Annotated in this window: 10 protein-coding genes; 5 read left to right on the top strand and 5 right to left on the bottom strand. The window is 45.7% G+C overall.

Annotated features, from left to right (window positions below):
• The first annotated feature begins 174 nt into the window (after nt 1-174).
• The 3 genes from QUA13_RS23465 (at nt 175) to QUA13_RS23455 (ending at nt 6240) form a co-directional block, all read left to right on the top strand.
• Complete coding sequence (locus tag QUA13_RS23465) at nt 175-3483, top strand: PAS domain S-box protein (RefSeq protein WP_333202383.1); 3309 nt, start codon at nt 175-177, stop codon at nt 3481-3483.
• Between the two features lie 159 nt (nt 3484-3642).
• The gene (locus QUA13_RS23460; protein ID WP_333202381.1) at nt 3643-5517 is read left to right on the top strand and encodes an adenylate/guanylate cyclase domain-containing protein; all 1875 of its coding nucleotides are present in this window, start codon (nt 3643-3645) and stop codon (nt 5515-5517) included.
• A gap of 120 nt (nt 5518-5637) precedes the next feature.
• The gene (locus QUA13_RS23455; RefSeq protein ID WP_333202378.1) at nt 5638-6240 is read left to right on the top strand and encodes a Uma2 family endonuclease; all 603 of its coding nucleotides are present in this window, start codon (nt 5638-5640) and stop codon (nt 6238-6240) included.
• Nucleotides 6241-6249: 9 nt separating this feature from the next.
• Here QUA13_RS23455 and QUA13_RS23450 read toward each other — a convergent pair whose 3' ends face one another.
• The 3 genes from QUA13_RS23450 to QUA13_RS23440 all read right to left on the bottom strand — a co-directional run bounded on the left by QUA13_RS23450 (nt 6250) and on the right by QUA13_RS23440 (nt 9109).
• Complete coding sequence (locus tag QUA13_RS23450; protein ID WP_333202376.1) at nt 6250-7017, bottom strand: YebC/PmpR family DNA-binding transcriptional regulator; 768 nt, start codon at nt 7015-7017, stop codon at nt 6250-6252.
• A 145-nt stretch (nt 7018-7162) separates the two neighbouring features.
• Nucleotides 7163-7801 (bottom strand): histidine phosphatase family protein, encoded by a 639-nt coding sequence (locus QUA13_RS23445; protein ID WP_333202374.1) that lies wholly within the window; start codon nt 7799-7801, stop codon nt 7163-7165.
• Between the two features lie 177 nt (nt 7802-7978).
• Complete coding sequence (locus QUA13_RS23440; protein WP_333202371.1) at nt 7979-9109, bottom strand: endonuclease NucS domain-containing protein; 1131 nt, start codon at nt 9107-9109, stop codon at nt 7979-7981.
• A gap of 182 nt (nt 9110-9291) precedes the next feature.
• Between QUA13_RS23440 and QUA13_RS23435 the strand changes: the two genes are divergently transcribed.
• Nucleotides 9292-9645, top strand: coding sequence for a DUF4864 domain-containing protein (locus tag QUA13_RS23435; protein WP_333202369.1), 354 nt, complete (start codon nt 9292-9294; stop codon nt 9643-9645).
• Between the two features lie 16 nt (nt 9646-9661).
• Here the strand turns inward: QUA13_RS23435 and QUA13_RS23430 are convergent, their stop codons facing one another.
• Nucleotides 9662-10357: a class I SAM-dependent methyltransferase gene (locus tag QUA13_RS23430; protein ID WP_333202367.1), complete on the bottom strand. Its 696-nt coding sequence runs from the start codon at nt 10355-10357 to the stop codon at nt 9662-9664.
• Nucleotides 10358-10690: 333 nt separating this feature from the next.
• Between QUA13_RS23430 and QUA13_RS23425 the strand changes: the two genes are divergently transcribed.
• Entirely contained in the window at nt 10691-12556 is a 1866-nt protein-coding gene (locus tag QUA13_RS23425) for a polysaccharide biosynthesis/export family protein (protein WP_333202365.1), read from the top strand.
• A gap of 134 nt (nt 12557-12690) precedes the next feature.
• On the opposite strand, the gene QUA13_RS23420 is transcribed toward QUA13_RS23425, so the two are convergent.
• Complete coding sequence (locus QUA13_RS23420; protein ID WP_333202363.1) at nt 12691-13425, bottom strand: SGNH/GDSL hydrolase family protein; 735 nt, start codon at nt 13423-13425, stop codon at nt 12691-12693.
• Between the last annotated feature and the right edge of the window lie 192 nt (nt 13426-13617).

The raw sequence follows: 13617 nt of genomic DNA, 5'->3' as shown, positions 1-13617 counted from the left end.
TCTAAAATCTAAAATCTAAAATGGTATTACTCGTCTCCCGCGCAGGCTGTTTTTGCCTGCTGACTTTGTTAACAAGGCGAAATTAAAAATAAGATCATAGAATAAGAATGGCTCAAGCTATTGATAATTGTGTATTTTTCTGTCCGCTCCTCGGGAGTTTGGATCTTGCAACCGATGACAACAGACTCTTTCCACCTGTCTCTGCTAGATCGGGCGATCGCAGCGTCGAGCAACAGCATCATAATCGCGGATGCGAGCAAGCCTGACATACCTATTATCTACTGCAATCCTGCTTTTGAGAAACTGACCGGTTACAGTGCCGAAGAAGTTATTGGACGCAACTGCCGGTTTTTGCAGGGCCCCGATACCGATAGCGCCGAATTAGACAAACTCCGCAGCAGTTTGCGATCGGGAACAGAAGTTAAGGTAGTTCTCAAAAATTATCGCAAAGACAAAACTCCTTTTTGGAACGAATTAATCGTTTCCCCCATCCTAGACAACGAGGGAAAATTAACTCATTTTATCGGAGTTCAGAACGATATTAGCAAAAGAGTAGCAGCCGAAACAGCCTTGCAAGAAAGTGAAGAAAGATTGCGGGCGATCGCCACTGCGACTCCCGTTCCCATGTTAATTACTCGCCTGGAAGACAGCGTTATTTTGTACGCAAATCCTGCCTTATGCAAAACTTTTGGTTTGAGTTACGAACAACTTATCGGCTGCAAAAAAAATGAATTTTATGCCAATATCAACGACCGCCGTCAATTGCTAGAATTAGTCAAACAAAACGGCTTTAGCGACAGCGAACAAATCTGTCTCAGGAAAGCAAACGGCAGTTTTTTTTGGGTAAAAATGTCGATGCGAGCGATTAATTTGAATGGAGAAGCCGCAATTTTATCGGCATTTTACGATATTACCGATCGCGTAGAAGCAGAAACAGCACTACGCCAAAGCGAAGCGAGGTTTCAAAAACTAGCCGCTAACGTTCCCGGAATGATTTATCAATTTCAATTAGCAGCAGACGGCACTATGTCATTCCCCTACCTCAGTTCCGGCTGCCGCGAACTCTGGGAATTAGAACCAGAGGTACTCCAAAAGTCAGCTATTCCCGCGATCGAAATGGTTCATCCAGACGATGCGCCAAGCTTCCACGAATCTTTTGCCATCTCAGCTAAAACTTTAGAACCTTGGCGGTGGGAAGGCAGATTAGTTTTTCCGGGCGATCGGATTAAGTGGATTAGCGGGGCTTCCCGACCCGAACCGGGCGAAAAAGATGACATTATTTGGGACGGCTTGTTGATTGACATTAGCGATCGCAAACTTGCAGAATCAGCACTGCAGCAAAGCGAAGCCAGATTCCAAAAAATGGCTGCCAATTTGCCGGGAATGATTTATCAATACTTGCTGCATCCAGACGGTTCCGATGAATTCATTTATGTCAGTTCTGGCTGTTGGGAACTTTACGAATTAGAGCCAGAAAAACTTCAAAACAACTCCGATTTAATGTGGTCAACGGTGCATCCAGAAGACCTACAACCCCTGTTAGAATCAGTCGCAGTTTCTGGCAAAACTTTAAAACCTTGGATATATGAAGGGCGGATCGTAACGCGATCGGGAAAACTGAAATGGATTCGCGGCATCGCTCGCCCCGAACTGCAAGCGGGGGGCGATATACTGTGGGAGGGGGTGACAATCGACATCAGCGATCGCAAGCTAGCAGAAATCGCCCTCAGCGAGTCAAAAATCGCCCTGCAACAAGCCAATCAAGAACTTGAAAAGCGCGTCCTAGAACGCACGGAAGCCTTGCAAACATCCCAAAAAATGCTGTGGTTGGTAATCAACAACATCCCTCAGTTAATCGTCTGGAAAGATCGAGATTCAGTTTACTTGGGAGGCAACAAAAACTTGGCCAACGTCGCAGGTTTCAATCACCCCAGTGAAATCGTCGGTCTCACGGACTACGATATGCCCTGGAAGCCAGAAGAAACAGAATTTTTTCGAGCCTGCGACCGCCGCATCATGGCAACCAACACCCCAGAATATCACATTATAGAACCCCAACTGCAAGCCGACGGCACCCAGCGCTGGCTGGATACAAATAAAATACCTTTACACGACAATAACGGCAATGTAGTCGGCATTTTGTGTACTTTTGAAGACATCACCGAACGGCTTTCCCTCGAAGCTAAAGTCCGGGCCAGCGAGGAACTATTTCGTACAATTTTTGAAGATGCACCCATTGCTATCTACTTAGCCAATTTAGACGATAACAAGTTCGTGCGAGTCAATAAAACTTACTGCGAAATGCTGGGATATACCGCAGCCGAATTGCTCGCCAAAACATTTATAGAAATTGGGCATCCCGAAGATAATCCCAAAAATCTCGAAGTTGCTGATGCTCTTTATCGGGGAGAAATTACGAGCTATCAAATCGAAATTCGCCAGATTTCGGCGACAGGTAAGATTGTTTGGGTAAACGTGACAGCTACTTTGATTCGAGACGGCGAAGGAAAACCTATTTACAAATTAGGGATGATTGAAAATATTACCAATCGCAAAATTTCCGCAGCAGCACTCCAAGCTTCCCAATCTCAATTGAGAAAACAAGCAGCCCAATTGCAAGAAGCCTACGAACAGCTTCAACACGCTCAAATCCAATTAGTTCAATCAGAAAAAATGTCGAGCCTCGGTCAGATGGTGGCTGGAATCGCCCACGAAATCAACAATCCCGCAACTTTTATTAACGGCAATATTTCTCACACATACAACTATTTTCACGATTTAATAGAACTATTGAATCTCTACCAGCAATGCTACCCGTCCCCCGATCCTCAGATTGCGAAAAAAGTTAACGACTTAGACTTAGATTTTCTGAAGGAAGACTTGCCCAGAATGCTAAATTCTATGAGAGTAGGAATAGAAAGAATTGGTAAAATTGTGTTGTCGCTGCGAAATTTTTCGCGGCTGGATGAATCAGAGATGAAGTTGGTAGACCTTCACGAAGGAATTGACAGTACGCTATTAATTGTGCAGCACAGATTGCATCAGGAAAATACAAAAAGCCGGATTGAAATTATTAAAGAATACGGAAAGATATCGAAAATTTCCTGTTGTGCGGGGCAGTTAAACCAGGTATTTTTCAACATTATCACCAATGCGATCGACGCTGTAGAAAACCAACCGCAACCTCGGACGATCGTGATTCGCACAGAAATGAAAAAAGCCGGGTTGAAAAGCCACAGTAAAAGCCAGCTCAGTCATTGCGATCGCATCGTCATTTGCATCGCCGACAGCGGCCCAGGAATGACCGAAGACGTTCGCAAACGGCTGTTTGACCCCTTTTTTACCACCAAACCCGTAGGGTCTGGAACCGGCTTGGGATTATCCATCAGCCATCAAATTGTGGTAGAAAAACATAGGGGAAGCCTGCGGTGCATCAGTGCGCCCGGACAGGGAGCGGAATTCTGGATTGAAATCCCCTGCTGAGCGATCGTCCATTAACCTAAAAGTTTCAATATCTAACTTTTAATTCCCAATTGCCGTCGGTGCTTGAGTTATCAGCGTTTTGAATTAACCGCACTCAGAGGCCGAAATAAATCGCACTCAGCGGTGTGCTAATCTGCTGCCCTTATTCGCTAGGCAATTATGCTGAAAAAACTACCTTTATCCTGGTCTCGCTACAAGCCAGCCGGGTTGACGCTGGCTTTGGGTGTGGGACTGTCGATCCTAGCATTCGCCTTGGTTTGGGACTGGGAAGACAAGCGCCGCGACTACGAAATGCAGCGCCGCATCGACGATATTGCGATCGGCATCGAACGCCAGCTCAACTCCGACTTAGATAGTGTTCTCGCCCTCAGCGACTACATGAAAGCCTTCAGCGCCGTCGAGCGTTCCTCTTTTGCCCGGTTTGTCGCCCGTCCCCTAGCCGTCCACCCCAGCCTGCAACTCCTGGCTTGGACTCCCCGCGTCCCCAATTCCCAGCGAGCCAACTACGAAGCCAAAGCCAAAACCGAAACTGACCCCAGCTTCGAGATTACAGAGCGCGGCCCCCGAGGAGAACTGCGCAAGGCCCTCCAGCGTTCCGAATACTTCCCGGCTTTCTACGTCGAACCACCAGCCGGAAACGAGACTGCATTGGGCTTTGACCTCGCCTCCCACCCAGAAATCCGCACCGCGCTCGATCGAGGGCGAGATACTGGAGAAATGATTGTCACCAACTACGTCGGCCTAACTCAGAGCAATTCCCCGGAACTAGGCCTTTTGGCCATAGTTCCGATTTACGAAAACAGCAGTAAACCGACTGCGCTGGAATCCCGCCGCCAACTGCTACAAGGATTTGTTCTGGGCGTATTTCGAGGCAAAGATATTTTCCAAACCTCTTTAAAAGGACGCAATACCGACTACCTCAATATTTATCTCGTTAGCGATGCTCCAGACAAGCAAGAAGCAGCGCCGCTGTTACCGCAAAGGGGCAACCCGGTTCTCAAAAATCTCCCTGCTGACGGCAAACTTCAGCAATTTGCGGTGCTGTTCCAATCTGCGAGCCAACAAGTGCTTCCAGCATCAGCCGCTGCGGAACGAGTCCTCAGGCTAAACTGCCCGATTCTTGACAATCCAGGCCCGAACTATACAGCTTGCAGAAGGCGACTGAAAATTAGCGGCCGCCAGTGGTCTATGTACGTGTCGGCAACGCCGGAAATTCGCCGGATTCGCAAGCACTGGCGCTCTTGGGGAACTCTGACGATGGGGATGCTGTGGACTCTGATTCCGGTGACATATATACTGACAGCTTTGAGCCGCACCGCCCAAATCGAAAAGCTAGCTCAAGAAAGAATTCGCCAAGCCGAACAGTTGCAGGCTGCTTACCTACAGTTGGAACTCGAACAAGCTAAATCCGAGCAACTGCTGCTGAACGTTTTGCCGGCAGCGATCGCCCTGCGCTTGAAGGACAACGAACACAATATCGCCGAAAGTTTTGCGGAAGTAACTGTGATGTTTGCTGACATTGTGGGGTTTACAGAGCTTTCGTCGAGAATTTCCGCGACAGCAGTGGTGGAAGTGCTCAACGATATTTTTTCGGCTTTTGACCACTTGGCCGATCGCCACGGTTTGGAGAAAATTAAGACTATTGGTGACGCTTACATGGTTGTCGGCGGTTTGCCTACGGCCAGAGAGGATCATGCCGAGGCGGTTGCGAACATGGCGATCGATATGCTGCACGAAATTAGGCTCCTCAGTTTAGAACATTCGGAACCTTTCAGCATTCGGATCGGGATTAGCAGTGGCCCTGTCGTTGCCGGCGTCATCGGCTTAAAAAAGTTTATTTACGACCTCTGGGGCAACACAGTAAATATTGCTTCGCGAATGGAATCCCACGGGATTACCGGCTGCATTCAAGTCACCGCCGAAACCTACGAGATATTAAAAGATAAATATACTTTTCAGAAGCGCGGCGCCATTCAAGTTAAGGGCAAGGGATACATGGTTACTTATTTGCTGACTGGGAAAAAAGATTATTAACACCGCGCAAAAACGGATACAAGCCTCCGACTCCCCGATCGACTAAGACTTTCGATCGCCAAGCTAAAATAGTGTAAGCTCAAGGTATTTTATCACCCCTGCACCAACTGAGGAAAAACCATGACGACGCTGCTAATTCAAACCGAAAGCGTCCCACTGACGGTCTATTTCCCTGCGATCGAATCGATGACTGTTGAACAGTTTTATGAATTCTGTCTAGTTAATCGCGATTTGAGAATTGAGCGTACTGCGAGTGGGGAAGTGATCGTTATGTCACCAGCTTTTTCAGATACAGGGAATCGAAACGGTAAGATTGCCCTACAATTGGGGAACTGGGCAGAACAAGATGGCACAGGTGAAACGTTTGACTCCAGTGCAGGCTTTACCTTGCCGAATGGAGCAACCCGCTCCCCCGATGCCTCATGGATTAAACTAGAGCGCTGGAATGCCTTAACTGAAGAACAAAAAGCCTCCTTCGCACCGATTTTTCCGGACTTTGTGATTGAATTGCGGTCTGCTAGTGACCCTCTCAAGGGATTGCAAAACAAGATGCAAGAATATATTGAGAACGGTGTATCGCTGGGCTTTTTGCTCGATCGCAAAAACAGAAAAGTCTACATCTACCGTCCCGATGGCGAACCTGAAATCTTAGATAATCCTGAAACAGTCAGCGGCGATCCAGAGTTACCGGGATTTGTCTTGCGGATGGCAAAAATCTGGTGATTGAGCTCGTTACACCATAACCGAAGACATCAATTCATCAGTCATTTCAAAATTCGCCGTCACACTTTGCACGTCGTCCAAATCTTCCAGTGCATCCATTAACTTCAAGAGCGATCGAGCTTTTTCAGGAGTGTCTATTTCCACTGTATTGCTGGGAATCCAGCGATTTTCCGACTGCAAAACAGCAAAATTATTTTGTTTCAAAACATCAGCCAACTGTTCCAAATTAGCCACACTTGTAAATACCTCTGCACCTTCAGTATCCTCATCAATTAATATCAAATCATAAGATTCCGCAGCCGCCTCTAGCGACGCTTCAAACAATTGTTCCTCATCAATCGGGCCGCGTACAGTACAAACTCCTTTGTGGTCAAACATCCAGCCCACACAACCAGTTTCGCCCAGGTTGCCGCCATTTTTAGTAAAAGCTTCTCGCAAGTCAGCCGCCGTGCGGTTGCGGTTGTCTGTCAGCGCTTCAATCAAAATAGCAACCCCGCCAACGCCGTAACCTTCGTAGCGAATAGCTTCTAAATCCGAATTCCCCCCCGCCAAGCCGGCACCTTTGGCGATCGCCCTTTCTATGTTTTCGTTAGGAATATCCGCCGCCTTGGCTTTTTCTATAGCCGTCCGCAGTTGAAAATTGCCAGCGGGATCGGGAACTCCGCTGCGGGCCGCGACAATAATTTCGCGAGATATTCTCGCAAAAACTTTGCCTTTAACGGCATCAACTCTAGCTTTTTGGCGTTTAATATTCGCCCACTTACTGTGTCCAGCCATACCGATTTAAGATTTTCGATTTAAAATGTGCGATCGACATTAAACAATAACACCCAGATTCTGACAAATCAGATTAACATAGGGTCCACCTCGGCGCACTTTACAGACATAGCATAGAATAGGATTTTTCGCACGAATCTTAACTTTAATTAAACCGGATCACGGCTTCAGAGTCAGTCAGGTGAGAAGTATCGCCATTAAGTGCGATCGACCATTCTCCATCATCCCGCACCAATTTCACTAAACAACACAGAGAAGCGTTAATTTCTGTTTCTGCACCGCCCGCTAGCCCGATCGCAGTTCCTAAAACCGACGCACCGTGACCTACCAATAACATATCTTCGGGAAACTCAGCCGCGAGGCGTTTAGCAGTTTCCCCCGCCCTTTTGAAACAAGCTTCCCCTGTTTCGGGATAATTAGCAATACCGCCTTTGTAGGAAGCATCAATCCTGGGAAAACGCCTGCACAAAGCTTCGACGGACTCAGTTTCCGGCATTTCTGTCATCCATTCCGGATTCAGCCATTCGCACAGTCCCCACTCTAGTTTAATTGACAAATCGAGAGCTTCGGCCGCGTGATTTGCTGTTTGGACAGTTCGCAGAAAAGGCGAAGCAAAAATATGAGAAATTCCTTCACCTTTGAGGCGATTGGCGAGTTGTTTGGCTTGAACGTGACCGTCTTCGGAAAGGTGGGGATCGTAGCGGTGTTCTGCGGTGAGAAACCAGTCGGGGTTAACGAAGTCGATGCGGTTTCCGTGTCGTGCGATCCAGACTGTTTGCGGCATGAGTTGGTTTTAGTGTGGCTTCTAGGTGTAATATTATATCAAAGTTTGTTAATTTGATTTGTTGCGAAGCTATTGATGAGATTTTTCTTTACCGCAGATGCACGCAGATAGACGCAGATGGAGAGTGGATTGGGTAAGGGGCGATGGAATGCGATCGGATTTGTTAATTCTTCCAAGTTAGAGTTTTACCAATCTTGATTCTAAAGCTAAATTAACTATTCTTTCTAAAGAAGTGGATTCGTCACTTTTTTCAATTATCTTGAAATAGTATGTTATGGACATCGCTAATGGCGAACCGTGACGGTAGTTTCGTCCATACTTGCTCACATAAAATGCCAAATTATTCATAACATAATTCTTTCTGTATGCTGGATCGTTAAAAAATTTCTCCCTGGCACCTAATGCCTTATAGGAGGTATCAGGCATTAACTTAGCTGAAGGAGAAACCATACCTACTTTGTACTCATCCTCATTAACCATTATGCCAATTCCCTTCCGAATATAACCTGTATCTGTGACTATTTCCCAATTCGTCCAAATTCTCATTCTAGCTAGGATTTTATTATTGTTGTATCCTCTGGGAAGTGGGAGCCATAAAAACATTGCAGGGCTATTTCGTCTGGCATCAAATCTAAATTCAGCAATCAATTTATTTTTGCCAAAACCATACTTAATACTACTAGAGTCAGTAAGTTCCTTGACCCGTCTATCACAGCCTAGAATCTGTCTGCGAACGCTCAAAACTCCTTCGCGTTCAGTTTCATTACATTCTTGGATAAATTTTAAAAGCAACCTTGGCGGTTCAGATATAGTTTCGTTGCTGTATTGTTCTCGATATGTAATCTCTACTCGTGCAATATGTTCGGCATCTACATCTTTCAAGTGTAAAGATAATTTTTCCCCGTCAGGAACGATCGCAAATTGCAAAAACTGAAAAAATAGCCCGTGATACTTCCTATCTGTAAAATTATCTCTGTGAAATTTTGGCGCAATTGCTATCAAGCGAACCGATTGATCGTAATCAACGCGATCGGCAAAAGGTTTGTGTTCTAACAAAGCATCGTAATAACGGGTTAACTGCTGAACGACATATCTATCTTCGCCGTTTTTCAACTCCAGCACAACTAACCGTTTATTCTCGTCCACCGCTATAATATCGCATCTTTGCTCGTTGACAGTGAATTGCCGCTTGATGACTGTCAAACCGAGCAAACTTTGCAAGTGAACTTCGACAAAATCCTCTAACGCTTCTTCATTTGCAAATTCCCACCCCGACCCTGTTTTCCTCAATGCGGCGCTGCTGAGCATTTTGACAATTCTTAAAATTTTTAACCAATTTTACCACTAATGTCTGTAGTGCGCCGGGGGTTTAAATAAAGCTCGATCGCCCTGACAGCTTGCCAGCCATCCCGCAACCAAATCGCTTTTAAGTGGGAGCGCTATAATAGTAACTATTCGACACTCCCATCTCTTGACAAATTATCAAAAATATGTTCATCAGTGAAAGCGATCGCGCTACCATTCGCTCAGTCGTAGAACAGCAACTACAAGCATTTCAAAAAGACGATGCTGCTGAGGCTTTTTCCTTCGCCAGTCCCGAAATTCAGCAGCAGTTTCGCACAGCAGAAAACTTTATGCACATGGTAAAAATTGCCTATGAAGCTGTCTACCGTCCGCGCTCGGTATTATTGGAAAACCTCACCACTGTAGAAGGAATTCCCGCTCAGCCGGTGCTGTTGCTGGACTTGGAAGGCATCCCAATCAGAGCCATTTATCTCATGGAAAAACAGTTTGATAATAGTTGGCGAATTAATGGCTGTTATTTGGTTTCCATAACAGCATAATAAGTTATGCTTACTTTTATGCTGAGCTTTTTTTGCTAACTCGCAGCATCTTATTTCCGCCTTTTTGAAACTCGTAGGGAGCCTCTTGAATTTCTACACTAAAATTTCTCTTTTTCAATTCTGCCATCGTCGGATTTAAGCGCTCGGATTCCTCCCCGCTAAAACTCTGCAATAGAGGGAATACCCGGACTTCCTTCGCAACCCGACACATTTCTGTAATTGCTTCCAGATGAAATTCTTCCGAAAGCAGGTGAGAATAAGCAAACAAGAAATGGCTGCACAAAGCTAAATCGAATTGACTGTTCTCGAAAGGCAAAACTGGCAACTCAGCATTCATGTAGCGGCCTTGCTGCAAGCCTGATGGAAAATCTTCTAAAAATTCCTGCATCGCCTTCATTCGCACTTCGCCTAGCTGGTACGGCGATTCAAAATTATTCCACAGATAGCCGTCTAAATTGGCTTTAACACCGTCAATCACTGTTTGATATGTTTCTTGGATGCGATCGCCAATTTCCAACGCAGTAAACTGATAAACTGGATCGCAAGAAATTACCTTTTTACCTTGGCGAGTCATTTCGGCATTGAAACTCGCCGGCCCGCCCGCACAATCAAGAATTGCTAGCTTGAGGTCACTTGATGTCAAGCTAAACATTCCTATGTATTCATCCAAGCAGCGTCCCCAGGGAATTACTTTATCCAATTTTAGTGACACTTGTCTTTGTCCTGCTGAGATAATTATCTAATATTTTACCTCAAATCAGGGCGGTTTTTTCCTATCCCCTTTCGGTGGCGGGTTGATTTGTATCCCGAGTTATGTATGAAAAATTTTGCTCAAACGAGCTCCTAATCCTGAGAACAGTTGGCGGGCTTTACACTTTCTTTACAAACAAGGTACAAAATAGTTAAGTGCGATCGCACTATTTTTATCATTCCACCTGTGGATTTTGCAGCGAAGCGAGGCTACACTGGACAGCAGGGAAAATAAACTAAAATCAACTAGCTAAATTGCTCTCGCTCATTGGCAGGCTGCAACCAGGGAAGAAAGATGAAACATAACGTTCAAACCGCTAAAAGTCTGAGTTTGTCAGCACTCCTGGTGCTATTGAGTTCGCTGCCCAGTATAGCTCAGTTGCCTGCCATCAGAAATCCTGCCGCCAGTCCTAACTCAAACCAACCGATAGTACCGCCGCCGCCACCTCGGGGTGTAAGTTTGCCACCCGTCGGCAATTCTGCGCCGCTGACACCAGAAGCAGCTTATACTTTAGGCCCGGGCGATCGCATTGCTTTAGATATCTTCGGCGTCCCTGAATTCAGCAAAGAATATCAAGTGTTAGTTGACGGGACGCTCAATTTGCCCATCATTCGCAGCGTCTCAATTCAAGGGTTGACGCTGCAACAAGCAGCTAACGTCATTACCCAGCGATACGAACCCTTCATCAATGTTCCAGTTGTTACTGTGACTGTGATCGTCGCTCGCCCCCTAAATATAGGTCTTGCGGGTGAAGTTACTCGCCCGGGTTCCTACAAGATTAATCCCACTAGAGAAGGAGGAGGAGTAAAATTCCCGACTTTGATGGAAATGCTGCAACTTGCACAAGGGGTGACATCAGCCGGAGATATGCGAAATGTCCAAATTCGCCGTCCCCGCAGAGGCGGGCCGGAGCAAGTTACTACGGTAGATTTGCAGAATTTTTTAGAGACGGGAAATTTGCGTCAAGATGTCACGATTCGAGATGGAGATACAATTTTTGTACCGACAGCCAGTGCCCTGAATACTCAAGAAGTTCGTCAAAGAGCCAGTGCTAATTTTTCCGCTGATATTACTAAACCAATTGGCGTGGTAATTGTCGGCGAGGTAAACAGGCCGGGGCCTTATACTATATCTGCTGCTGATTTGCGATCGACTAACCAACAAACAGAACTGAGTTTTGTCAGCATCGAGCAACAGCAAGGAGCAGTTGTCGGTTTACCAACGATAACTAGAGCGCTCAAAATTGCTGGCGGTATCACTACAGAAGCTGACATTCGCCGCGTGCAAATCCGCCGCCGAATCAGAGGTGCCAACGAACAAACTATCATGGTAAATCTGTGGGATTTGCTGCAAAAAGGCGACGCAACTCAAGATGTTTTGCTGCAAGAAGGAGATAGCGTAATTATCCCGACAGCAGCTACTGTAGACTTAGCTGAAGTTTCTCAAGTCGCAAATAGCAGTTTTTCTCCGAACGCGATTAGCATCAATATTGTAGGAGAAGTAATTAGGCCTGGGGCTTTGCAGGTGCGGCCCAGTACATCCCTGCACCAAGCTTTGCTGACCGCAGGCAGTTTCAATCAATTGCGGGCTAAAAAAGACAAGGTAGAACTATTGCGTTTGAACCCCAACGGTACTGTTTCTCGCCGCACGATCGAGGTGGATTTTGCTCAAGGATTGAATCCTAATAATAACCCAACTCTTCGCAACAACGATGTGATTCTGGTAGCGCGATCGGGCTACACTAGGGTAGCAGACAATATCAACAGTTTCTTGCAGCCGATCGCAGGAGTTGCAACTGGGATCACCGCTGTTAGCGGCGTTCTTACTGGGTTTGATACAACGATCAGAACTTTTCAAAACTTATTTTTGGGAGGAGATTTCGATCGGCGAATTCAGATCAGACAGCTTCGCGAACAACGTCAAGACAGACAAGAGCAACGTGAAGACAGACAGCTAGAAAGAGAGATACAACGTGAAGATAGATTGCAGCAAGCAGAAGACAGAAGACTGCAACTTGAAGACAGAAGGCTGCAACTTGAAGACAGACAGCGGCAAATAGATCTTGAGAATCGGCAAATCCAAATCCAGGAGCAGCAACTTCTACTCCAAAATCAGCAGCAGCAAATGCAGCCACAGCAAATTCAGCCAACTACTCCTTGATATCTAGTCATGTAAAATAACCTTTATAATTTTGTAGTGAGGACTTCAGTCCTCCCTACAAAACAATTTCATTGCGCTCGTTAAGCTCAAATTACACGCATCAAGTCCCCGTCTACGGAATTTAAACTAATAACTTAAACAAAGATTATTTCGCAAATAATGCACGTTGTTAAAGGATAATTCAAAATATTTAACAAAACTTTTCTGTATATGTCTAAACCTTTAGCATTGAGGTGAACGCCGTCTATTGTTAAATCTTCATTCAGAGCATTTTCTTTAAACAAGGCTTGTATACCGCTAGATTCCACGGTCAGATTTTCGTCGGCGGCTACTCGATCGATCAGAACATTGATTTCGTCAACTCTAGCAATTGTTCCTGCTAATTTAGGATTGTAGCTGGCGGCAAGAGTGGAGTAAAAAGCAGGGATCAGAATAATCTGTTTTGTTCCTAGCGATCGTATCACGGCGATCGCCTGTTTCAAATTGCTGACAAACGCCTCGTCGCTAATGCCATACATAGCATCATTTGTGCCGATCGCCAAAATCGCTTTTTCGCAGGTAAACCGCTGTGGTACTAACAGTTTAAGCTGTTCTAGCAGCGAAACTGAACTCATTCCGCCGATCGCAAAATTAAAATTTTCTTCACCTAAAGAATCGCCGAGGGCCGAAGAAATAGAATCGCCCCAAACGCACCCTTGATATTGCTTGTCTTTAATTTGTTGTACCTGATTGTACACAATAAGTTGCCACCACAGGGCAGAACTAACTGTATCTGCCGAAGGTTGCGGGTTAGCTAACACCCGAAACGGGATGTACGCGCATAATAACAAAGCCAACACGACGGAAATTAACCTAAATTTAGCGTTCATAAAACTTGCTTGAGTTGGCTGCTACTTTAGTTTATGCTCTTGCTTTAACGAGCAGTCAGGATTGATGCAAATTTCTTGAAATTGCACTCTGTACATATCCAAGTACCCCTACATATATAGCGATCGCAAATCATTCATAAATCGATCGAGGGTTCGATCGAGCAGTAGTTTCATGAGAATGTTGGCTCAAAA

This window comes from Microcoleus sp. S28C3, from assembly GCF_036700785.1.
GTDB lineage: Bacteria > Cyanobacteriota > Cyanobacteriia > Cyanobacteriales > Microcoleaceae > Microcoleus > Microcoleus asticus.
This window is presented reverse-complemented; position numbering and strand designations above follow the sequence as displayed.

Excerpts from the sequence above, each read along its gene's own strand:
- QUA13_RS23465 (WP_333202383.1), top strand. The coding sequence starts at position 175 with ATGACAACAGACTCTTTCCACCTGTCTCTGCTAGATCGGGCGATCGCA.
- QUA13_RS23460 (WP_333202381.1), top strand. The coding sequence starts at position 3,643 with ATGCTGAAAAAACTACCTTTATCCTGGTCTCGCTACAAGCCAGCCGGG.
- QUA13_RS23455 (WP_333202378.1), top strand. The coding sequence starts at position 5,638 with ATGACGACGCTGCTAATTCAAACCGAAAGCGTCCCACTGACGGTCTAT.
- QUA13_RS23450 (WP_333202376.1), bottom strand. The coding sequence starts at position 7,017 with ATGGCTGGACACAGTAAGTGGGCGAATATTAAACGCCAAAAAGCTAGA.
- QUA13_RS23445 (WP_333202374.1), bottom strand. The coding sequence starts at position 7,801 with ATGCCGCAAACAGTCTGGATCGCACGACACGGAAACCGCATCGACTTC.
- QUA13_RS23440 (WP_333202371.1), bottom strand. The coding sequence starts at position 9,109 with ATGCTCAGCAGCGCCGCATTGAGGAAAACAGGGTCGGGGTGGGAATTT.
- QUA13_RS23435 (WP_333202369.1), top strand. The coding sequence starts at position 9,292 with ATGTTCATCAGTGAAAGCGATCGCGCTACCATTCGCTCAGTCGTAGAA.
- QUA13_RS23425 (WP_333202365.1), top strand. The coding sequence starts at position 10,691 with ATGAAACATAACGTTCAAACCGCTAAAAGTCTGAGTTTGTCAGCACTC.
- QUA13_RS23420 (WP_333202363.1), bottom strand. The coding sequence starts at position 13,425 with ATGAACGCTAAATTTAGGTTAATTTCCGTCGTGTTGGCTTTGTTATTA.